At 64.4% G+C, this 19,210-nt stretch carries 25 protein-coding genes; 7 read left to right on the top strand and 18 right to left on the bottom strand.

What is annotated here, in order from left to right:
• Window positions 1-53: 53 nt before the first annotated feature.
• The 7 genes from DWA33_RS07360 to DWA33_RS07330 are packed head-to-tail and all read right to left on the bottom strand — an operon-like array spanning window position 54 to window position 2,869.
• Window positions 54-644 (bottom strand): phage tail tape measure protein, encoded by a 591-nt coding sequence (locus DWA33_RS07360; RefSeq protein WP_114357442.1) that lies wholly within the window; start codon window positions 642-644, stop codon window positions 54-56.
• On the bottom strand, window positions 641-844 hold the full coding sequence (locus DWA33_RS07355; RefSeq protein WP_114357441.1) for a rcc01693 family protein: 204 nt from the start codon (window positions 842-844) through the stop codon (window positions 641-643). The genes DWA33_RS07360 and DWA33_RS07355 overlap by 4 nt, the downstream gene beginning before the upstream one ends.
• Complete coding sequence (locus DWA33_RS07350; RefSeq protein ID WP_114357440.1) at window positions 841-1,158, bottom strand: gene transfer agent family protein; 318 nt, start codon at window positions 1,156-1,158, stop codon at window positions 841-843. The genes DWA33_RS07355 and DWA33_RS07350 overlap by 4 nt, the downstream gene beginning before the upstream one ends.
• 9 nt (window positions 1,159-1,167) lie before the next feature.
• Complete coding sequence (locus DWA33_RS07345; protein ID WP_114357439.1) at window positions 1,168-1,575, bottom strand: phage major tail protein, TP901-1 family; 408 nt, start codon at window positions 1,573-1,575, stop codon at window positions 1,168-1,170.
• Window positions 1,576-1,587: 12 nt separating this feature from the next.
• Entirely contained in the window at window positions 1,588-1,998 is a 411-nt protein-coding gene (locus DWA33_RS07340) for a DUF3168 domain-containing protein (protein ID WP_114357438.1), read from the bottom strand.
• Window positions 1,995-2,315, bottom strand: coding sequence for a head-tail adaptor protein (locus DWA33_RS07335; protein WP_114357437.1), 321 nt, complete (start codon window positions 2,313-2,315; stop codon window positions 1,995-1,997). Before DWA33_RS07335 ends, DWA33_RS07340 begins: the two co-directional genes overlap by 4 nt.
• Window positions 2,312-2,869, bottom strand: coding sequence for a head-tail connector protein (locus DWA33_RS07330; RefSeq protein ID WP_114357436.1), 558 nt, complete (start codon window positions 2,867-2,869; stop codon window positions 2,312-2,314). Before DWA33_RS07330 ends, DWA33_RS07335 begins: the two co-directional genes overlap by 4 nt.
• Before the next feature lie 64 nt (window positions 2,870-2,933).
• Between DWA33_RS07330 and DWA33_RS07325 the strand changes: the two genes are divergently transcribed.
• The gene (locus DWA33_RS07325) at window positions 2,934-3,701 is read left to right on the top strand and encodes a S1 family peptidase (RefSeq protein WP_114357435.1); all 768 of its coding nucleotides are present in this window, start codon (window positions 2,934-2,936) and stop codon (window positions 3,699-3,701) included.
• 85 nt (window positions 3,702-3,786) lie between these two features.
• Entirely contained in the window at window positions 3,787-4,098 is a 312-nt protein-coding gene (locus DWA33_RS07320) for a hypothetical protein (protein ID WP_114357434.1), read from the top strand.
• A 104-nt stretch (window positions 4,099-4,202) separates the two neighbouring features.
• Here DWA33_RS07320 and DWA33_RS07315 read toward each other — a convergent pair whose 3' ends face one another.
• Complete coding sequence (locus DWA33_RS07315) at window positions 4,203-5,498, bottom strand: DNA-packaging protein (RefSeq protein WP_488225863.1); 1,296 nt, start codon at window positions 5,496-5,498, stop codon at window positions 4,203-4,205.
• Window positions 5,440-6,396: a hypothetical protein gene (locus DWA33_RS07310; protein ID WP_114357433.1), complete on the bottom strand. Its 957-nt coding sequence runs from the start codon at window positions 6,394-6,396 to the stop codon at window positions 5,440-5,442. Before DWA33_RS07310 ends, DWA33_RS07315 begins: the two co-directional genes overlap by 59 nt.
• Window positions 6,397-7,092: 696 nt before the next feature.
• Between DWA33_RS07310 and DWA33_RS07305 the strand changes: the two genes are divergently transcribed.
• The 5 genes from DWA33_RS07305 (at window position 7,093) to DWA33_RS07280 (ending at window position 12,495) form a co-directional block, all read left to right on the top strand.
• Window positions 7,093-7,896: an ABC transporter permease subunit gene (locus DWA33_RS07305; RefSeq protein WP_167443144.1), complete on the top strand. Its 804-nt coding sequence runs from the start codon at window positions 7,093-7,095 to the stop codon at window positions 7,894-7,896.
• Between the two features lie 875 nt (window positions 7,897-8,771).
• Complete coding sequence (locus DWA33_RS07300; protein ID WP_114357431.1) at window positions 8,772-10,034, top strand: sugar ABC transporter substrate-binding protein; 1,263 nt, start codon at window positions 8,772-8,774, stop codon at window positions 10,032-10,034.
• A gap of 31 nt (window positions 10,035-10,065) precedes the next feature.
• Window positions 10,066-10,821: a class I SAM-dependent methyltransferase gene (locus DWA33_RS07295; RefSeq protein WP_167443142.1), complete on the top strand. Its 756-nt coding sequence runs from the start codon at window positions 10,066-10,068 to the stop codon at window positions 10,819-10,821.
• Window positions 10,814-11,674 carry a pentapeptide repeat-containing protein gene (locus DWA33_RS07290; RefSeq protein ID WP_114357429.1) on the top strand — a complete coding sequence of 287 codons (861 nt, stop codon included), beginning with the start codon at window positions 10,814-10,816 and terminating at the stop codon, window positions 11,672-11,674. Before DWA33_RS07295 ends, DWA33_RS07290 begins: the two co-directional genes overlap by 8 nt.
• Before the next feature lie 263 nt (window positions 11,675-11,937).
• Complete coding sequence (locus DWA33_RS07280) at window positions 11,938-12,495, top strand: hypothetical protein (RefSeq protein ID WP_114357428.1); 558 nt, start codon at window positions 11,938-11,940, stop codon at window positions 12,493-12,495.
• An 85-nt stretch (window positions 12,496-12,580) separates the two neighbouring features.
• Here DWA33_RS07280 and DWA33_RS07275 read toward each other — a convergent pair whose 3' ends face one another.
• The 9 genes from DWA33_RS07275 to DWA33_RS25110 form a co-directional block, all read right to left on the bottom strand.
• Window positions 12,581-12,952, bottom strand: coding sequence for a DUF2019 domain-containing protein (locus DWA33_RS07275; protein WP_114357427.1), 372 nt, complete (start codon window positions 12,950-12,952; stop codon window positions 12,581-12,583).
• Between the two features lie 332 nt (window positions 12,953-13,284).
• A complete protein-coding gene (locus DWA33_RS07270) occupies window positions 13,285-14,538 on the bottom strand; it encodes a phage major capsid protein (RefSeq protein ID WP_114357426.1) in 1,254 nt (417 codons plus the stop codon).
• 168 nt (window positions 14,539-14,706) lie between these two features.
• Window positions 14,707-15,384, bottom strand: coding sequence for an HK97 family phage prohead protease (locus DWA33_RS07265; RefSeq protein ID WP_114357425.1), 678 nt, complete (start codon window positions 15,382-15,384; stop codon window positions 14,707-14,709).
• 85 nt (window positions 15,385-15,469) lie between these two features.
• The gene (locus tag DWA33_RS07260) at window positions 15,470-15,649 is read right to left on the bottom strand and encodes a hypothetical protein (RefSeq protein ID WP_114357424.1); all 180 of its coding nucleotides are present in this window, start codon (window positions 15,647-15,649) and stop codon (window positions 15,470-15,472) included.
• Between the two features lie 4 nt (window positions 15,650-15,653).
• A complete protein-coding gene (locus DWA33_RS07255) occupies window positions 15,654-15,854 on the bottom strand; it encodes a hypothetical protein (protein ID WP_047308445.1) in 201 nt (66 codons plus the stop codon).
• Window positions 15,855-15,946: 92 nt separating this feature from the next.
• The gene (locus DWA33_RS25390) at window positions 15,947-16,225 is read right to left on the bottom strand and encodes a hypothetical protein (protein WP_244601217.1); all 279 of its coding nucleotides are present in this window, start codon (window positions 16,223-16,225) and stop codon (window positions 15,947-15,949) included.
• A gap of 394 nt (window positions 16,226-16,619) precedes the next feature.
• The gene (locus tag DWA33_RS07245) at window positions 16,620-17,045 is read right to left on the bottom strand and encodes a hypothetical protein (protein WP_244601216.1); all 426 of its coding nucleotides are present in this window, start codon (window positions 17,043-17,045) and stop codon (window positions 16,620-16,622) included.
• A 283-nt stretch (window positions 17,046-17,328) separates the two neighbouring features.
• Complete coding sequence (locus DWA33_RS07240) at window positions 17,329-18,504, bottom strand: phage portal protein (RefSeq protein WP_114357422.1); 1,176 nt, start codon at window positions 18,502-18,504, stop codon at window positions 17,329-17,331.
• Between the two features lie 296 nt (window positions 18,505-18,800).
• On the bottom strand, window positions 18,801-18,953 hold the full coding sequence (locus tag DWA33_RS25110; protein ID WP_167443141.1) for a hypothetical protein: 153 nt from the start codon (window positions 18,951-18,953) through the stop codon (window positions 18,801-18,803).
• Window positions 18,954-19,210 lie beyond the last annotated feature (257 nt).

Here is a 19,210-nt window from a genome sequence, read left to right as displayed (position 1 = left end):
TGCACCTGGAGTGAAATCGATCCCCCTCGCGATGACACGCGAGACCGCGCGGACTACAGCCCGCGCTGGCCGCGCGCGACGGCGCGGGCGATCTGGCCGGTGAGATAGGTCTCGGAGCGGCGGAAGCTGTCGGCGTCGGGCGTGGCGATCTGGATATTCACCGTGGTGGCGCCGCCGCTGGAGGCGACGCCGAGCCGGCCGTCGGCGCCGCGCGCCAGCGGCAGGATCGCCTCGGGCCCGGCTTCACCGGCGAGGCCGACGCCGCCGCCGAGCATCGGGAAGTAGGTCGGCGTGCCGATCACCCCGCCGGCCGCGAACGGCTTGATCGCGCCGTCGGCGTTCTTGGCCGTCGTGCCGCCGAACAATCCGGAGAACAGGCTGTCGAAACCGCCGGCGAGGCTGGTGGTCAGCGGCTTCAGCGCCGCCTTCAGCGCGAGATCCGAGACCTTCAGCGCCAGCGACTTCAGCACGTCCTCGAACTGCTTGCCGCCGGTGATCGATTGCGAGAACGCCGAGGTCATCGCCCGCGCAAACCCCTTGGCCTCGCTGCTCAGCGCCTGGGTCTTGGTGGTGAGCTGGTCGACCTTCTGCGTCGTCTCCTCGACGCAGCCGCAGTCGCATGTCTCGTAGCCATCGCCCGTCATCGCGCAGGTTCCTCGTGATCCGGATAGCGCCGCATCAGCTCGTCGAGCGCGGCGCGGCCGAGCGGCGCCGTTGCGCCGCCGCGCAGGCCGGCGATCGCGGCGGCGAGTTCGCGCGGCGTCATCCGCCAGAACTGATCGGGCGGCAGCCGCAGCACGCCGAGGCCGAACTGCATCGCCTCCGCCCACGGAAACGGCGTCACGCCGCCGCCTCGCCGAACGTCGCGACTAACAACTCGGCCGCGATGCCGGCATAGCCGGCGGCGCCGCCCGCGACCGTCATCGCCGCGACCTCGTCGTCGCACACCGCCTCGCCGGCGCCGCGCAGGCCCGCGGCGATGATCCGGACCAGATCGCGCGCCGACAGATGGCCGCTGCCGAAGCGCTGCGCGAGGGCGACGAGATCAGTGGCGGCGAATGCGGCTTCGAGTTCGGCGAGCGCGCCGAGCGTCAGCACCAGCGTGCGGGTGCGGCCGCCGAGTTCGGCTTCGATTTCGCCGCGATGTCTGTTGGCCATGGCGTCCTCTCACAAGGCGACGAAGCCGAGCGCGCCGGCGCTCTCCAGCGTCAGGTCGAAGGTGACTTCGCCGTTGTGCTCGCCGGCGAATTCGAGGCTGGCGATCTGGAACGGCCCGGTGATGCTGCCGAAATCCGGCACCACCACCTGGCAGTCGCTGATCAGCCCGCTGAAGAACGCAGTTCGCACCACCGCGTCCGAGCTGGCATCCTTGAACAGGCCGCGGCCGGAGATCGAGGCGCGGCGCACCCCGGCGCCGGCGAGCAGCTCGCGCCAGCGGTCGGCGGATTCGGCGTGGGTGATGTCGACGAGTTCGGCGTTGAATGCGATCTTGCGGCTGCGCAAGCCGGCGACGGTGACGTAGTTCGTGCCATCGTGGATCTTGATGAGCAGATCCTTGCCCTTCTGTGCGCCCATGCGCGGCTCCTGCTAACGACTTGGTTCGGTGACGGCGCGAAATCGCACCAGCGCGTGATAGGTGCGGCCGTCGGCCTCGCGGCGGATGTCGGCGAGCGTGAACCGCAGGTTGACGAGGCGATGGCCGGACGGGGCCAGCGGTGCATCATCCAGCGCCTGCAACAGCGCGCCGGTGATGAGGTGCGCCTCCTTGTGGCCGCCCTGCCGCGACCAGACGTGCAGCGTCAGTTGATGTTCCTGGGTCGGCGCATCGTCGGCGGAGACGTCGCTGATCCGCGCTTCGCCCAAGGTGACGAACGGAAACGCCGCCTCGCGCGGCGGCGCGTCGTAGATCCGCGGTCCGCCGAGCGCGGTGAGCAGCGCGGTGTCGGTGGTGAGCGCGCGGTGGATCGCCGCGCGCAGCGCAACGCTGGCAGGGGTCATGTCAGCTCCGTCTCGGCGTCGATCTCGAGCAGCGCGCCGCGCTCGCGGCTGCGCCAGGCGATAATGCGATACACGGTGTCGCCGTCGGCGAGCCGGTGCGCCCGCGACAGCGTCACGCCCGCACGCAGCGTGATACGCGCGCGCAGCGCTGCGCGATCAGTATCGGCCGCGACGCCTTCGCGCGCGGCGAGCGGCACGACGCTGGCCCACAGCACCGCCTGCGCCCCATAACTGCGCACCACGCCGCCCTGCCCGTCGTCGGTCTCGACCGGCGCCAGCAACGTCAGCCGGCGGTTGAGGCGTCCGGGATCGATCACAGCGCCACCGCGCGGTAGCCGGCGATCATCGCGGCGACGCCGCCGGGCAGCACCGCGGCGCCGGCATCAGCCGTGCCGCCGCGGTTGTCGAACCACTGCGCCGCCAGCAGGCGCACCGCGTGGCGCAGCGGCGCGGGCACGTCGTCCGGCGCGGTGCCGTAGCCGAGTTCGAGGTCGAGCTCGATGCCGGCGACGGGGCGACCCGGCTCCGGCAGCGCCCAGGGCGGCGACGCGATCACGCCGCCGGCGAGGTCGAGTACGAAGCCGGCGGGATCGACATCGTGCGCGGCGCCATAGCTCCGCACCGCGATCAGCGACCGCAGCGGGCCGCCGCGCAGCACGATGCGCCCCTCGCGCGGCCAGGCATCGCGCACCAGCCGCCAGCGCTGCGCCAGCAGCATCCGGCCGGTCGCGGCCTCGATCTGGCCGCGCGCCGCCGTCAGCAGCGAGGCGATCACCGCGTCGTCGGCGTCGTGCTCGACGCGCAGGAAGCTCTTCAGATCAGTGACGGTCCACGGCTCGGCGGCCGGCCCGGCCAGCAGCAGCATCGGCATGGCGGTTCCTCATGATGGTGATCGGCGATTGACAGCGCCGCGGCGGCGGGCGAAACGCGCCGCCATGATCCGCTCGCTCACATTCGGCAGCCTCCTCGCCGCCGCGCTCGCCTCACCGGCCGCCGCGATGGTCGGCGGCGCCCCCGAGGCGACCGGCGCGCTTTCCCGCGCCCTGGTCACCATCGTCGGCTCGCGCGGCAATTTCTGTTCGGGGACGCTGATCGCGCCCGATCTGGTGCTGAGCGCGGCGCACTGCGTCGGCCCCGGCGCCGACTACAAGGTGGTGCATTTCGACGCGCAGCGGCAGCCGAGCCTGCGCGATGTCGCCCGTGTCGCCGCGCATCCGGAGTTCGACATGCGCGCGATCCTCGGCCACCGCGCCAGCGCCGACGTCGCGCTCTTGAAGCTCGCCGCGCCGCTGCCCGGCAAGGCGCCGCTGCCGATCGCAGCGCCGGAGGATCCGCTCGCCGCCGGCCAGGATTTCACCGTCGCCGGCATCGGCGTCACCCGGCGCGGCGACGGCAGAAGCGGCGGCACCGCGCGCAGCGCGACCCTGACCGCGACCGGCCGCCCCGGCCGGCTGCAGATCCGCCTGACCGATCCCGCCGCCGGCGGCGGCCGCGCGGGCTTAGGGGCCTGCACCGGCGATTCCGGCGGGCCGGCGCTGCAGGCGCAGAACGACCGGCTGGTGGTGATCGGCGTGGTGTCGTGGTCGACCGGCCCCGGCAACAGCGCCGGCTGCGGCGGCCTCACCGGCGTCACCCCGCTGACGCTGTACCGCGACTGGATCGCCCGCACCGCGCAGAGCTGGGGCTCGGCGCTGGCGCGATAGCAACGGCTGCCGCAGCCGCGCCGCTGGTTAATCTTTATTAACCATAATCGCCCACCCTCGCGGCTCCTCACCCCGGAGTGCCACGATGCTGCGTCTCGTGCTTGTGTTGCTGATCGCGTGGCCGCTGGCCGGGCCGGCGCGGGCGGCCGATCTGCCGATGCACAGCAAGATCGGCAGGATCTTCGCCGAGCCGCAACCGAAGCCGCGCGGCGTGCGGCAATCGCTGGAGATGGAAAGCGGCTCGCCGGTGTATGCGCCGGAAGTCGACGTGCCGCCGATCGTGCACGGTTACTACGGCAAGCCGCGCTCGTATCTGTATCAGAGCTATTACGGCACCGATCCGAACCTGATCTTCGGCCGCCTGCCCTACGCCTGCGGCTGGTACGGCTACTGCTGAGCGCGGCGGTTCGTAGGATGGGTTGAGCGTCAGCGAAACCCATCATCCACCGAGCACAGCCGTGATGGGTTTCGCTGCGCTCAACCCATCCTACAGCCTCGCCCTCACAACACCCGCATCCTTGGTCCCCCGACATGGGCGCCGCCGACGAGCGCGGTGATCGCCCACACCAGGGCGTCGACCCGGTCCGGCGAGTGGCCGGAGGACAGCCCGGTGGGAGCGAAATCGCACATCTCGTCCTCGAGCAGCGGAAAGCAGCCGACGTGCTTGACCCGGCCCTGTTCGTACAGCGCCGCCACCGGCTCGGCGCGGACGAATTTGGCGCGGCTGGCGCGGACCTCGCGCACCGGGATCGCGGCGTCGGTCTCGTGCAGCACCGCGCGCACCATCTCGCCGCCCATGTTGACCTCGGCGACGATCGCATCGGCCTCGAGCCGGTGATACAGCGCGATCGCGCGCGCCGCCCAGGCCGCCGGCGACAGCCGGTCGCTGGAGACGTCCTCCAGCACGTAGTAATCGCCGGCCGCGCTGCGCCCCGCCGCGACGATGCCGCAGGCGTCCGCGCCCGGCCGCGACGAGCCCGGCGGATCGATCGCCACCACGATCCGCACCATTGGCGGCGCCGCGCCAACCCGGGCGCGCTCGATTGCCTCGCGCGACCACAGCGCGTCGGGCCGGTCCTCGATCAGTTCGCCGTCGAGCTCCTGCCGGCCCTGCCGCGTGCCGGCGTAGCGCGCCACCACGGTTTCGAGAAACGCCGGCGACAGATGCGCGGCGTTGGCGCGGGTCGGCGCCCGCGTCACGCGGGTATGCGGATCAGCCAGCAGCCGCTTGATCAGCGGCAGCGGCCGCGGCGTGGTGGTGATCAGTTGCCGCGGCCGAGCGCCGAGCCGCAGCCCGAATTGCAGCATGTCGAAGCTGGCTTCGGCGTAGCGCCATTTCGCCAGCTCGTCGCACCACGCCGCCTCGAATTGCGGGCCGCGCAAACTATCCGGATCGTCGGCGGAGAACACCTCGCCGACCGCGCCGCTCGGCCACTCCAGCCGCCTGCGGGTGGCGATCCATTCCGGGCGTTCGCGGCGCGGCGTGATCCGCAGCAGGCCGGATTCGCCTTCCACCATCACCTCGCGGGCGTCGTGCCAGCTTTCGCCGACCAGCGCGATCCGGCCGTGCGGCCGCGTCGCATAAGGCGGCGTGCCGGCCACCATCGCCCGCACCCATTCGGCACCGGCGCGGGTCTTGCCGGCGCCGCGGCCGCCGAGCATCAGCCAGGTGGTCCACGGCGCGCCGTCATTGCCGGCGTCCGCAAACTCCTGATGCGGATGCGCGAAGGTGGCGAAATCATCCTGCAGCCGGGCCAGGTTGCGCAGGCTCGCCTGGCGCAGGAAGCGCTCGGTCAGTCCCGCCGCCGACAAACGTTTCAATGCGGCGCGCAAGCTCCAGACGGAATCCATCGGCATCGGCGGGCATCTCGTCATCGGCGGCGCTGAGCGCGCGTTCGGGATCGCGAAGCTGGCGGACCTTGAACAGCGTCTGCGTCAGCGCCGCCAGCGTGCGGGCGATCCGCTCGGCCTCGACCGCGCGGTGGCCGCCGAGCGTGGTGTCCTCGCGCAGGTTTTCGACCTTGCGGAGCTGGGTCTCGACCGCGCGCTCCAGCCGCCGCGCGAGCGACAGCGCCGCTTCGGGCGACGCCTGGTCCGCCGGCGTCGCGGCCGATGCCTCGGGCACAGGCGCCATCTCGGCCTCGCTCTCGGGCGCAGGCGCCACGGCCTCCGTGTCGACCGCGGCCTTCGTGTCCACCGCGGGCGGCGGCAACCCCGGCAGCGGCGCGCCGGCGGCGATCGCGCGGGCCTGCTGCAGCGCCGCGGTCGCTTCGCGATTGATCTGCAGCAGCACCGGCATGTCGCGCGGCGGCCGATCCTTGCGGCGCGGCCAACCCTCCTGCATCACCAGCCGCTCCAGCGTGTTGCGATGAATGTGGTAGTCCTCGGCGATGCGCTGCACCGGCTCTTCGGTCTCGACGTAGCGCCGCCTCAGATCGCCGAGCGCCTGCTGCGAAAACCCGCGCGCCTGGCGGACCGGCAGCGGCGGCCGCGGCCCGACCCGGGGGCGCTCCAGCCGCGGCGTCCAGCCCTCGGCCTCCGCCACCTTGCGCAGCGTGTGCCGACAGATCTCGAACTGCGCCGCCACCTTCGTCAGCGGCTCGTCGGTCTTTTCGTACAGCCGCTTCAGCTCCGCGACCGCCTCGGGCGTCAGCCCGCGCGGCAGATAGCGGCGCGGCGGGGGAATGTCGGTCATGAGAGCTCCGGGAGGGCTCGGTTTGCCGCAATAATCGGTGCGTTGTCCTGAGATCGCAATCACCCGACAGCTTGGCCCCGAAAGAACAGGGCGCGGACCGCAAGAGTCGAAGCGGGTTTGATGGTGACGTTAAACGACCAACCAAACCCCGAGGGATAAAGCGTCCGCCAAACCGTATTCAGATTAAGCTGTGGTGCGCACCGATCCGGCGTTGAACGAGGACGTCTCGAACGCGGCCCGGCGGTTCTCAACAAGATCGCCACGGCGGCGCCTCAGAAGGCGGTAAAGCGGTACACCCCACCAACTACGACCGCCTTAAGCTCCGAGAGGATCAGCCGCTTACCACAACCATCTCTCACGAAATGCTTCGACTCCATTCAAGTTACGACCGGTCGTCGGTGGCACATTCCACCTTCTATACCTACCGCCGACATTACTCGCAGAGCCTCTGCCGCCGGACCATGCCACGACATAGCAAGTCCGCCTAATGTCGCACACCCTGGAGGAGCTATCCAATCACCCACCCGCTCGACATCACATATAGAGCGTGTAACTTAGCAACATTCTCCAAGTAGCTCATTGACCACCAACCATGATCCTCCTCGATAGATTTCAAGCCTCCCAGCTATGACAGCCTTACTTTTCATTCTGTCCCACCTTTCCAATTCATTCGTACTCTTGATTGGCGTTTTGCCCTTGATCCTGCTTATTTGCTTGGCGAACGGCATTATTATCGCTCCATTGCAAGAGAGCGGACCACTACACAACCTCGGCTGGACCAGCATATGGCGATCAGCCGCGCTCGCCACCGCTTCTGCCTGCATCGAAATATCAATTGCAACAATAGTTATCCGACTCCTGCCCGAGAAACGCCGCTCAGCTGGTCAGCCCACTACTACCGTTGAATTCTTGATTGCAGCAGTTCCAGTGGCCACCCCACCAGTCGCACTCGCACTCCTTTGGCGCCTCTTGCTGGAGGCAGAAGGCCCACTCGCAACACTACTTCAGACACTCGGACTCAACTTACCCCCATTACTGAGTACGAAACCAATCTTCACTACCGAGGAGTTCAGCATCTTCAACTGGGCGTATCTAACACTACTCTTTGTCGACGCATGGATCTGGACACCCCTTGTGATCGTGTCCTTACTCATTGCTTTCAGACGCATTCCGCAGACAATCATCGACGCCGCAAAAATTGACGGAGCATCTGAAAGAAGCCTCTTCTGGAGCATTCAAATTCCGCTAACTCTCGACTGGCTAGCATGGATCTGGCTGTTCAGGTTCGTCGACACCTTCCGCGCACACGATGTTCACTGGGTGCTATTTAAGACTCTGACCGACATCTTGCCAGCGCCAATCGACGTATACAATCGAGGCGTGGCCCTTCGACAATATGAAGATGCTGCACAATTAGCCCTTGCGAGCACCCTGGTAAGCGGCATTGCTCTCGCAATTGTGTGGGCCACCTACAGGGCTCGCAACCTCTCTTCTTCTTGATGAACACAGAAATCGAGGGACACAAATGCCGTGACCAACTCTCGCATCTTGACCACACTCTCTATTGCAACCTTCACCATCTGGCTGGCACCGTTCGGATTTCTATTATCAAGAGCCGCTCTCTGCGCACCCGAACGCGCCTCTTGGTCACCACTGTGCTTGATCGATACCGCGCACTCTATTGTCAAGGCAGGCATTGTCCCACCCCTTCAAACGAGCCTAATTATCGGAACTGCAAGCACGCTATTAACTCTATTAGTCACGGCCGGGCTAATTCAGGGAGGACTACGACGCCCAGGTAACTGGCTTTATCTCTTAGTCCCCGCAGTTGGAATTCGCTGCATTCCGCCCGTTGCATTTCTAATTGCACACTTTGCGATGATCCTCCTCACAGAACAACACTTCCCAACATTTCGAATGGGCATCTGGGTGGTCGTGATATTTCACTCCATCTCCGCCCTCCCACTCGCCCTCCTGATTGTTGTGCCTCGGTTGAAACGGCTCCACGCACCCAACACGAGCGACGGAGGCCTTTTTGACCTTGCGAGGATGGATGGCCTGTCACCTGGAGCTTACTTCACTCATATCCTGCTTCCAAATCTCCGCTCAGAGTTCCTATTGGCAGGCTTGATGACCTTCGCATTCTCTTGGAGTGAAGCACTTTATGCAGGCGTCTTTCAGACAGGCCGAAACAGTTGGACGATGCCTGTCTTCATTGCTACTTTTGAGACAAGCTACGAGATAGCCTGGGGGCCCCTATTCGCCTCAATGGCAACCTCGACTCTTGTGCTTGCGGCACTTGCAGCAACTCTAATTAAGTCACTGACTTTTAGGTCGAATTCAGAGTGATCGATAGAACGCAGGAATGACAAGCGATGACATACTACCTACGCAATGTCTCTAGGGTGGCTGCGATTCTTCTGTGTGTTGGGCTATCTAATTGCGACCAAGATAGCCACAACGGGCCAGCACAACTGTCCGTAGTAGTTCGCGAAGGACTTGAGGCGGATGGAATACGCCGAGTGGCCGAAGAATGGGGCAAGCTAAGGCAGGTAAAGGTCACAGTCGATGCCCTGGGTCGAAGCACATACGACAATCTTGTTCAAGCGACGCTTCAGTCCGCGAACCCCCGTTACGATGTCATCTTCTTTCCAGGAACAAAAGTTGCGGAAATAGCGGCCAAGAACGGCCTATCTCCGATAACCAACTGGTCTCCCGAAGCTGATCCTGATCTTCTTGTCTATTCAAAATATAACGGCAAGATATATGGTTTGCCTTGCGACATAAGCACGTTCTTCACGTTCTATAGGTCAGACATCGTGGCAACCGCTCCTGATACGTGGGACGAGCTAGAGCAGATGAGCGCGAACTGGAAGCCATCCGAAAAGCCAAGGGGGGCGAGGTATGGCCTTGCGTTCGCAGCTCAAACGGGAGAAGAACTTCCTAAAATTTTCTACCCGATACTTTGGTCATACGGCGGATATGTTCTCCGAAATGGCGAAGTTGGAATCGATGCAAATGAAGCCGTCATTGCGGCTGAGCAGCTCAAGAGACTTGCGTTGTCGGCGGGGGTTCCTTCGGAAGTTCAGAATTGGAATGCACTGAAGATCCTCGATGAGTGGAGGGCAGGAAACATCGCGTTGAGTACTCCGCAATGGAACGCTCTCTATCCTCTGTTGAAAGAAGGATCTGATTCGGCTTCGCGATTTCTGAAGATCGCTCCGCTGCCAGGGGTAAGACAGCAGGACGGATCGATACGCCGCACGAACTTCATTCACACTTGGGTTCTTGTTAAACCAAAAAAGGACGGGCGTTCGAGTCTGGCTAACGACTTCATTTTGTACGCCACAGGCAAAGATGGCGCGAAACTGTATGCAGAGACCGCGCGTGGAAACCCCGCCAGACTATCGATACTCTCCGATCCGGGCCTGCAATCAAAGCGCCCCGAGTTTCAATTGATGTTAGCCTCGATTCAAATAGCGCAGGCTGAGCCAGATGTCCCCTACTACTCGCGACTTCATGAGATCGTAAACGCAGCGCTCAGCAAGATAATCGCGGGCAGCGCCGAGCCACGCGCTGCCCTCTCGGAGGCAGCACACAGCATACGACGAATTCTAGCAGAAGGCACCCCGAAATAGATTCCCCCCAGAATCCCGGATGAGGACGCAGATGGCACCACAATATACACCGCGATTGACTCAGGATGTATCAGGCCCCCTTGATGGGCCGCGAGTGGGCAAGCATCGTTTCGTGGCATTGGCGGATGAGGTTTTCGCCTTCTGCTACGGAAAAGCCGTTGTCTGGTCAGAGATCGCCTTTGGTCGACTTGGTCTCCGATCCGATTTTGTCGGTTACGAAACGCTAATCGCATATATCGACGAACACGACCTCTGGTCGCTAGATGGCGATATCTTAGAGATCGGCGCGTTCATGGGCGGTGGAACGGCGAAACTCGCCATCGCCTCGCGCAAGCATCAGAAGGGCGTCTTAGTCATCGACGTCTTCGATCCACACTTCGACAGCACGCAGAACACCCGCGGCGAGCCAATGTCTTGGATCTACTCGACCATACTTGGCTCAAGAGATATTCGCGCTCGTTTTGATCAAGAAACTGCTGGCCTCGATAATATATCGGTCCGATCTGAAGCTTCGATGGGGGTAGAACTATCCGCAGATCAACGATTTCTTTTCAGTTTCATTGACGGGAATCATAGTTCGGACAACGTATTATCCGACCTAGCCTTTTCTTGGGCCCGTACAGTTCCCGGCGGCGTGGTAGCCCTTCACGATTACGGCGGCGATTTACCCTCTGTCACTCGCGCCGTGGACCATTTCTACAAGATCCGGGAAGCCGAGATTGATCGGGTCAATACCCTACCCAGACGAACGCTGATATTCTTGCACAAGGGCAGAGAAGATGGCTGAAGAGAAGTTGGTTACGTCTGCTAGTCGCGCCATCAATGATATATCAGCCCTCCGAGCGCTTGGCGATTTTCTTGATAAATGGCACATCTTCAAATGGTTGACAGTCATAGGCGTTACACTTGCTGCTATTACGTTCGCAGATTCTAATCGAAACTCTTCGAAACAAGCGCAGTTTCAAGCTTGGCTTCTTCTAAATTCGAGCGGCGATGTGCCCGGGAACGCAGGCCGAACTCTTGCGCTTGAACGATTAGCCGCCGACCATGTCGGACTTGAGCGAGTGGATTTGAGCAAGGCTCAAGTCATGTCTATAAAATTGGACGGAGCAAGGCTGAACGGGGCGATCTTGACTGAGATCGTTGCGAACTATGGCCGGTTTAGGGACGCCAATCTTGAAGAAGCGAATGCCGATGGTAGTCATTTTAAATGGGCCTGCTTCGTGCAAGCTAAGCTGATTGAAGCGAATCTTACTAGATCTCATCTGACTAATGCAGATTTCCGACGTGCCGATCTTCGTCGAGCAAAGCTGATCAATGCCGACCTTAGTCATGCTATTTTTGACAAAGCAGATTTATCCAACGCCGACCTAACAGGCGCGAACATAACAGGGGCTTCGTTTCGAGGCGCAAACCTCGAAGGAGCAATACTAAAAGATCTAGCGGGTTGGCGACTCGTAAAAGATATGACAGGAATGCGTTTTGTTAGTGCTCGCGCGTTTCCTGACGGGTTTACCATAGAAGTGCGTTCGCGGTGGGGGGCTATGGACAGCTTCAGTCTGGCGAAGTCCGACTGGATCATTAAGCGAGATCAACTCCGGTATGAGTCGATTGGTTTTGTTTGCCCAGAAGGAAGCTAATTAGTGAATGGGTCTTTTACTCTTCTTAATCGCAACGCTCGGACGTGATTCCGAGGCTTTGAGGACGGATTTGTGTGCTCGGTAGGAGGCATCTCCGCTGATCCGAATATATAGATGCAATCGGTGGCAACGGGCGGTGGAACGCTCTGCTGCTGGACGATTTGTTCGATACGGGAGCGTCGATGGAAGCCGCCTGTGCGGCGCTTCGAGCCTATCCCAAAATCGGCAGGATCTACGCCGCAGCGATCACGAAGACGTAGCTCATGACCACAGTTTTCATCGCAGGCTCGATCTCGATCAATCGGCTCGACAAGCAGGTCGAGCAGCGGATCGCGGCGATCGCCGGTTCGGACCTCGACGTGGTGGTCGGTGACGCCGATGGGGCGGACACGTCGATTCAAACCTGCCTGGCGAAGCATGGAGCCGCGAGGGTAACGGTATATTGCAGCGGCGAGACGCCGCGCAACAATGTCGGCAATTGGCCGGTGCAGACCGTATCGACGACCGCCGCAGCCGGCAGCCGAGCGTTCTTCACCGCCAAGGATCGCGAGATGGCCCGTGTCAGCGATGTCGGCCTGATGGTGTGGGACTGCAAAAGCACCGGCACGCTGTCCAACATCATTGAGCTTTTGGCTCGCGGCCGAAAGGCCGTCGTGTTCGTCAACAAGAGCAAGACGTTCGTGACGGTGGCGGATGCCGGCGGGCTGCAAACTCTTGTCTCGGCGATGTCGAACCATGCCCGCGCCAAAGCCGACGACAAGATCAAGCTCAGCGCCCGCATGCAGTCGCTGACGCAGAACCAGCTTTCGCTTGCGGTTTGATGGTTTCCGCACTGACTACACCGAGCAGATAAGCGCTGCGAGGTGAGGATACGCGTGACAGCCACTGCAGCGTCGCGTCGCCGCATCATTTCGGCTTGAACGTCCCATCATCCAGAAACGAAAGGCACATGCCGGCGTCGCCGGCTTGCGGAAACCACTTCGAGGATGCGATCGCTTCGAGCTGCCGGCGGGCTTCCACCGGCGCGACGGCGAGCGTGAGCTTCGCGGCCTGAAGCCGGACCTGCATATTGGGATATTCGAAAAGGCTGAGAAGCGCGGTGCGCTGGTCGCCGTCGCGCGACTTCAGCTCGTCCGCAATCTCGGCCATCACGCCGTACAGCCGGTTGAACTTCGCGATCTGGTTGCCGAGCAACGCCTCGTCCTGGTCGACCGTGACTTTGGCAAACAGAGCCACAAGATCGGGCGTCGCCATCCCGTGCAGATCCGGCTTGCTCATGGCTCCGACCTCCGGCGGCGGCCTGCCTCCATAGGCTGTGCGCCCCCTCGCTTCGGCTGAGGGGAAACTCGCCGGCAGCTTATCAGCGCTCCACCTTCGTTCCAAATACCACCGATCGAGCAGCCCTGTTCTTTAACTCCGAAGCTGGCAGGACTACTCGCCGACATCAAGGCCCGCTCGTGATCGAGTGATCAACCGGACGGCGGCTGCGATGCTCAGGCACTCGGTAGAGACGTTGTCGGTGGGTTACGGCGCTGCGCGCCTAACCCACCCTACAGCCCTCCCCCCCGACCCTCTCCCGCAAGCGGGAGAGGGAGAACCGGCGCGGCGCCTCAGCTCGCGGCAAACTTCACCAGCTTGATGGCGTCGAAATCCTGGACGCCGCCGCCGACGCGCTTGGTGGTGTAGAACAGCACGTAGGGCTTGGACGAATACGGATCGCGCAGCACGCGCACGCCCTGGCGGTCGACGATCAGATAGCCGCGGCGGAAGTCGCCGAACGCGATCGACAGCGAATTCGCCGCGATGTCCGGCATGTCCTCGGCATCCGCGAGCGGGAAGCCGGCGAGGCTGGCGCGGCCGCCGGCGGTGACCGGCGGCTGCCACAGATAGGCGCCGGAGGAATCCTTGAACTTGCGGATCGCCGCCTGCGTCCGCCGGTTCATCACGAAACTGGCGTTCTGGCGATAGCCCGGCCGCAGCGCGTAGATCACGTCGATCAGCACGTCGCCGGGCGCGGTGGCGGCGAACGCGCCGGCGGCGCCGGTCGAGATGGTGCCGAGCTTGCCCCAGCTCCAGGCGCTGTTGGCCGCGGTCGGCACGGCGACGAAGCCCTTCGGCTTACTGACGCCGTCGCCGGACACGAAGGCGATGCCCTCCTGCTCGGCGAACGCCTGGTCGATCTCGCCGGCCAGCCAGTCGTCGATATTCACCGCGGCATCGTCGAGCAGCGTCGCGGTCGCGGCCGGCATCGCATACAGCTCCATCGCCGGAAACGACAGCGCATCCAGCGACGGCGACGCGGTCTGCGGCCGGGCGTCGCTCTCGCCGACCCAGCCGGTCGCCGGGCCCGCGGTGACGAACGGCTTCTTGTACACCCCGCCGGAGATCTCGCGCACGGTGGCCAGCGAGCGGATCGGCGAGATCGCGGCGAGCCGCGCCGAGATGGTGTGCTCGAGCTCGGTCGGCACCAGATAGCCGCCATCGGGATCGGAGCCGACCGACAGCGCCTTGGTCTCCAGCCGGCGCAGGCTGGCGGCCTCGCCGCTGCGCACATAGGCCTCGAACGCGCTCTTGTGCTCACGCTGATCGGCGGCCGGCTGCGACCGCTCCGCCGCGAGCTGCGGTCGCGCCGCCTTCAAGGCGAGCTCGTCGAGCCGGCGCTGCTGATGATCCAGCGCGGCGTCGATCCGCGCCAGCTTCTCCTCGGCCAGCACGTCGCCCTTGCCGGTCTCGATCGCCTTCAGCCGTGCGTCGTTCTCGGCCTTGTAGTCCTCGAACGCGCGCATCAAGGCATCGAACACCTGCTGCGCATCGTCGCCGGCAAAGCCGGCCTTGGTCTCGGGAGCGTGGTCGAACGTGGTCATCGGCAGGTCCTTCGTTGGGGATGGAGTGTTTGTTGCGATCGGAAGCGTTGCCCCACGCCGCGGCGTGCCCCCTCTCCCCGCCCTTTTGCGGGGAGAGGGCTGGGGTGAGGGGCAAGGCAAAGCGGGTGTTACTTGGCCCCCGGATCGGCGGTCGGGCCTGCGCACGGCTCAGCTGCGCCGGCTGATACTCGCCAGCGCCTGTTTGCGGCCGGCGCGGGTGGACAGCGTCGCCGCGATCCTCCCGCGCCGGAACGGCGATGCCGGTGCCTCCGCGGCATCGTCCGAACGGATCATTGCCGCGTCCTGGACGCGGCGCCACGCCGCCTCCGCCGCCGCGCGCTGCGGCGAGGGCCGCGGCGTGTGCTTGACGGTGGCGATGCGCGCGCCGTTCAGCAGCGGAAAGGTGACGATCGAGATCTCCCAGAGATCGACCTGATACAGCCGCCGCACCCGCGTCTTCGGATCGATCTGGCCGCGCACCGTGCGATAGCCGATCGACAGCCCGTCGATCGCGCCGGCGCGGAGCAGCGCCAGCAGTTCACGGCCGCGCGCCACATCCGGGATCAGCCGGCCGCGGGCACGCAGGCCGCGCAGATCCTCCGCCAGCTCCAGCCAGACGCCGACCGGCTCGGCGGGATCGTGCTGGAACAGCATCGGGATCTTGCGCAGGCCGCGCTGCTTCAGCGTCTGGGTGAAGGCGCCGGGCATCACCATGTCGCGGGCCTGGTCGATCTCGCCGAACAGGCTGGCATAGCCGTCGATGCTGCCGTCCTCGGCCAGCGACAGCCGCGCCGGCAGCGGCGCAGGCGAAGGCAACGCGGCGTGCGCAGGCGACGGGGCAAGCATGAGCGGCCTCGCAGGATACGAGTGAGGTGGGATGGCGGTGGTGAACGCTGGTCTGCGCGGCGGAGTCGCCGCGGCTGCGCGGCGGTTACTTCGCGCGCTTGGCCGACCGCTTGCGCGGCGGCGGCTTGGGCGCGGCGCGCCGCGCCGCCGGCTTACGATGCGCGCCGGCCAGATGCGCCAGGAATTCGCGGAAGATCGTCCGCGGATCCTTCGCCGATTTGGTCTCGGCGCGGACGCGGGTGAGCACGCTGGACAGCCGCTGCATCGCCCTACTCCTCGTCGATCGCCCGGCGCCGCGCCCGGCGGTTGAACAGCTCGAGCGCGTGGACGAAATCATCAAACCGCCGCACCGCCGCCGCCCACTCCCGCAGTACGAACCACAACCCGAGACTGGCGCCGATCGCCCACAGCAACAGCGCCAAGTGAGCGAGGTCACCGCGCTCGGAAAAAATCTTGATCAGATCGGACATCGGCACCTCGCGCGCAGACATCCGCGTGGCGGACAATCGTCCACGCGCCGTCAGTCGTTCTTCATCGTGAGAGGAACGCTCGCGCTCGCTGCTCAGCGGCGCAAAAACCCGAAGCCATCGCCGGCTGGCTGCTCGTTGATGTCTTCATCCCGCAATACGCGCGGCTCCGGCCCGGGTTTGAAGAAACCCGGGAAACGAAAGGTTTTCGGTGGAAGATCCTTGCCGTCGACCCATTCGATGCTGGCCGGCAGCTCGCCGTCCCGCTCCATGAACTCCTTCACGGCGGGCCACGCTTGCGCGTAGGGAATAAACAGACCGATCGGCCGCAAATCGCCCTGCAGCGTCCGCAACCACTCCTTGATCCTGCTCATGTCCCCCTTGGAATAACAATCAAGCGGCTGCCTGATCCGGCCATCCCATTTCGAATAGTGCAAGAAGACGCCGAAATCAGGTGTACCAACCATTGTGAGATGCACGTTGACCTGATCGACTTCCGGCTTGCCATCGGTGCCATTGAGCCCGGTAATCTCGAGCCCCCACTCATCGTTGCCACCGACAGCGCTAGACCAGAGATTCTCGCTCGGCGAAAGGAATTAAGGCTCCATTTCACTCGGCGGCGGCCACGCCACCCGGCGCCACTTATTGAAATAGATAGTTCTCTTCATTTTCGGTATCTCCCAGATACCCAGCGTCCACCCCACATCTCGTGTCGCACACCGGAGGGTAGCTCAACAAATGAAACGTAGGGATCACCGAGTATCCCGCTCAGCGGCGGAAAAACCCGAAGCCGTCGCCGGCTGGCTGCTCGTTGATGTCTTCATCCCGCAATACGCGCGGCTCCGGCCCAGGTTTGAAGAAGCCCGGGAAGCGAAAGGTGTCGGGTGGAAGATCCTTGCCGTCGACCCATTCGATGCTGGTCGGCAGTTCGCCGTCCCGCTCCATGAACTCCTTCACGGCGGGCCATGCTTTCGCGTAGGGAATGAACAGACCGATCGGCCGCAGATCGCCCTGCAGCGTCCGCAACCACTCCTTGATCCGGCTCATGTCACCCTTGGAGTAACAATCAAGCGGCTGCCTGATCCGGCCATCCCATTTTCGGTAGTAAAGGAAAATGCCGAAATCCGGCGTGCCCACCATCGTGAGGCTCGCGGTGACCTGATCGATCCCGGGCTGGCCGTCGGTGCCGTACAATCCCGAAATCTCGAGCCCGAACTCGTCGTTTCCGTGCGGATCGGGAGCCCACGGATTCTCGGCCGGCGCCAGGAAGTAAGGCGCCAGCTCGCCGGGCTCCGGCCAACCGTCCGGGTCCAGATCTTGAAAGTAGATCCGCTTCCTCACTTCCTTCTCCAGACTGCCATTCGCCCTGCCACATCACGCTCGCCCGGCCTGATTTGGGCTCGCGAATCGTGACATGAGGATTGCCCAATTGCAGTCCGACTTTCGGCAACAGGTGCAGCCTGCGAGCCGCCAATCCTCACCCCAGCCGGTCGCCGCCGTCGATCGGCGCGTAGCCGACCGCTTCGCGCTTTTCGTTCAGGGTGAGGAACGGCGCTGCCGTGACGCGGTCCCACAGCGCGGTGCGGTCGGGCGACAGCGCGTCGATCCGGTCGGTGTCGATCACCAGGCGGACGCCGTCTCCGAATTGCGGTGACAGCCACTGCGCCAGCGCGTTGCCGACGCGCGTCGCCAGCGGCAGCACGGTCTGGCGCACGAAGCTGCGGTTGGCTTCCTGATAGTTCGAGAACGTGTTGTCGCCGGGAATGCCGAGCAGCATCGGCGGCACGCCGAACGCCAGCGCGATCTCGCGCGCGGCGGCGTGCTTGGCCTCGAGAAAGTCCATGTCCTTCGGCGACAGCGCCATCGCCTTCCAGTCGAGCCCGCCTTCGAGCAGCAGCGGCCGGCCGGCATTGGCGGCGCCTGCGTAGGTGTTCTCCAATTCGCGTTTCAGCCGCTCGAACTGGTTCTCGCTGAGCACGGCGCCTTCCGGCCCGGCGTACACCAGCGCGCCCGACGGCCGCGCCGAATTGTCGAGCAGCGCCTTGTTCCACCGCGCCGCGGCGTTGTGGGTGTCGACCGCGACCGCCGCGGCTTCGAGCGGCGCCAGGCCGTAGTGATCGTCGAGCGGATGAAAGAACGTCAGATGCAGGATCGGCGGCAGCAGCGATGCATGTTGATCGAACCGCACGGTGCGGCCGGCGACGCTGTAGTCATACGCCTCCGCCCAGCCATCGGCACCTGGGATCAGTTTGATGCGGTCGGGGCGCAGCGCATAGAGCTCGTGCACGGCCTCGCCGAGCGTCACCGCCTCGAGATAGGCATTGCCGGCGAGCAGCAGATGCGCGTACAGCGTCTCCAGCAGCGCGGCGCCATCCTGGCGCGGATTAGGGCGCGCCAGCAACGCGGCCAGCGGATGCGCCTCCTTCTCCTGCGCGCCGTCGAACACGCCGAACACGCAGGCGGCGGCATTCTCCGCCACCAGCCGAACGCAGCGATACACGATCGCGTTGCGCACGTAGCCCTCGCGGGCCAGCCCGGCATAGTCGCGCGGCGTGAACCGCGCCACGCCGCCGCGTTCAAACGCCAGCAGCGTCGCGGTGCGCGAGGTTTTGACCTCCGGCGACGCGACCAGAGCCCTCAGACGTTCGAACATGGGATATCCTCGGTGCAGCAGCGAACGGCGCGACCTGCTTCGCGCCGACACGTGACGTTCGATTTCAGTTTCGAGGTATGGCGCCGGCCGTCCATCGGACGGCCGATGGCGTCATGTCTGGGCTGCGCCGGCGCTGGCCGTCAGCAATTCGGTGCCACGACAGCTTGCCAAGCAGGCTCGAGGGGTGAGATGGCTTAGAAACGTCGATGCCCGCGACAAGCGCGGGCATCACGGCGGCAAATGCGGGGGGCGGCTGATATCAGCAGGGGGTCTTGTCGACAGGCCGGAAGAGACCGCTACACGCGGAACCAGACGAACCAGATCACGCCGAGCAGCAACACCGCCAGGCCGGTACTGATCGTGAGCAGTGCCAGCACCGAAGGGCCGCGCTCGCCCTGTCGCGCCTCGGTCGGATTCTCGACAATGCGGCCTTCTTCACGACTCGCCATGACTGCTCCTTGAGTTTGAATGGTAACGAGATCCTATTCACCGGCCAACGCGCGATCCGAACTCCTGTTCCGCGCCGGCGTCGCGACGGACCTCGAACGGCCGCGCTTTGGGCGAAGAATGGAACCGTTTCCGCAGAGAGAGGCCCCGGCGCACCATCACGGTCAGCGCCAGCGAAGTTGGGCGGCGCCGCGCGCATGATGCTCGGCAGCCGGCGCCTCGTTGCCGCTTCGGGGCGGACGCGCCGCCGAAGCTCGAT

The organism is Rhodopseudomonas pentothenatexigens (assembly GCF_900218015.1).
Classification (GTDB): Bacteria; Pseudomonadota; Alphaproteobacteria; order Rhizobiales; family Xanthobacteraceae; genus Rhodopseudomonas; species Rhodopseudomonas pentothenatexigens.
The sequence above is the reverse complement of the archived record's forward strand: the minus strand, read 5'-3'. Positions and strand labels throughout refer to the sequence as shown.

Coding starts and splice junctions, on each gene's coding strand:
- DWA33_RS07360 (WP_114357442.1), bottom strand. CDS start 644: ATGACGGGCGATGGCTACGAGACATGCGACTGCGGCTGCGTCGAGGAG.
- DWA33_RS07350 (WP_114357440.1), bottom strand. CDS start 1,158: ATGGCCAACAGACATCGCGGCGAAATCGAAGCCGAACTCGGCGGCCGC.
- DWA33_RS07345 (WP_114357439.1), bottom strand. CDS start 1,575: ATGGGCGCACAGAAGGGCAAGGATCTGCTCATCAAGATCCACGATGGC.
- DWA33_RS07340 (WP_114357438.1), bottom strand. CDS start 1,998: ATGACCCCTGCCAGCGTTGCGCTGCGCGCGGCGATCCACCGCGCGCTC.
- DWA33_RS07330 (WP_114357436.1), bottom strand. CDS start 2,869: ATGCCGATGCTGCTGCTGGCCGGGCCGGCCGCCGAGCCGTGGACCGTC.
- DWA33_RS07325 (WP_114357435.1), top strand. CDS start 2,934: ATGATCCGCTCGCTCACATTCGGCAGCCTCCTCGCCGCCGCGCTCGCC.
- DWA33_RS07320 (WP_114357434.1), top strand. CDS start 3,787: ATGCTGCGTCTCGTGCTTGTGTTGCTGATCGCGTGGCCGCTGGCCGGG.
- DWA33_RS07310 (WP_114357433.1), bottom strand. CDS start 6,396: ATGACCGACATTCCCCCGCCGCGCCGCTATCTGCCGCGCGGGCTGACG.
- DWA33_RS07300 (WP_114357431.1), top strand. CDS start 8,772: ATGACATACTACCTACGCAATGTCTCTAGGGTGGCTGCGATTCTTCTG.
- DWA33_RS07295 (WP_167443142.1), top strand. CDS start 10,066: ATGGCACCACAATATACACCGCGATTGACTCAGGATGTATCAGGCCCC.
- DWA33_RS07290 (WP_114357429.1), top strand. CDS start 10,814: ATGGCTGAAGAGAAGTTGGTTACGTCTGCTAGTCGCGCCATCAATGAT.
- DWA33_RS07280 (WP_114357428.1), top strand. CDS start 11,938: ATGACCACAGTTTTCATCGCAGGCTCGATCTCGATCAATCGGCTCGAC.
- DWA33_RS07275 (WP_114357427.1), bottom strand. CDS start 12,952: ATGAGCAAGCCGGATCTGCACGGGATGGCGACGCCCGATCTTGTGGCT.
- DWA33_RS07270 (WP_114357426.1), bottom strand. CDS start 14,538: ATGACCACGTTCGACCACGCTCCCGAGACCAAGGCCGGCTTTGCCGGC.
- DWA33_RS07265 (WP_114357425.1), bottom strand. CDS start 15,384: ATGCTTGCCCCGTCGCCTGCGCACGCCGCGTTGCCTTCGCCTGCGCCG.
- DWA33_RS07260 (WP_114357424.1), bottom strand. CDS start 15,649: ATGCAGCGGCTGTCCAGCGTGCTCACCCGCGTCCGCGCCGAGACCAAA.
- DWA33_RS07255 (WP_047308445.1), bottom strand. CDS start 15,854: ATGTCCGATCTGATCAAGATTTTTTCCGAGCGCGGTGACCTCGCTCAC.
- DWA33_RS25390 (WP_244601217.1), bottom strand. CDS start 16,225: ATGAGCAGGATCAAGGAGTGGTTGCGGACGCTGCAGGGCGATTTGCGG.
- DWA33_RS07240 (WP_114357422.1), bottom strand. CDS start 18,504: ATGTTCGAACGTCTGAGGGCTCTGGTCGCGTCGCCGGAGGTCAAAACC.
- DWA33_RS25110 (WP_167443141.1), bottom strand. CDS start 18,953: ATGGCGAGTCGTGAAGAAGGCCGCATTGTCGAGAATCCGACCGAGGCG.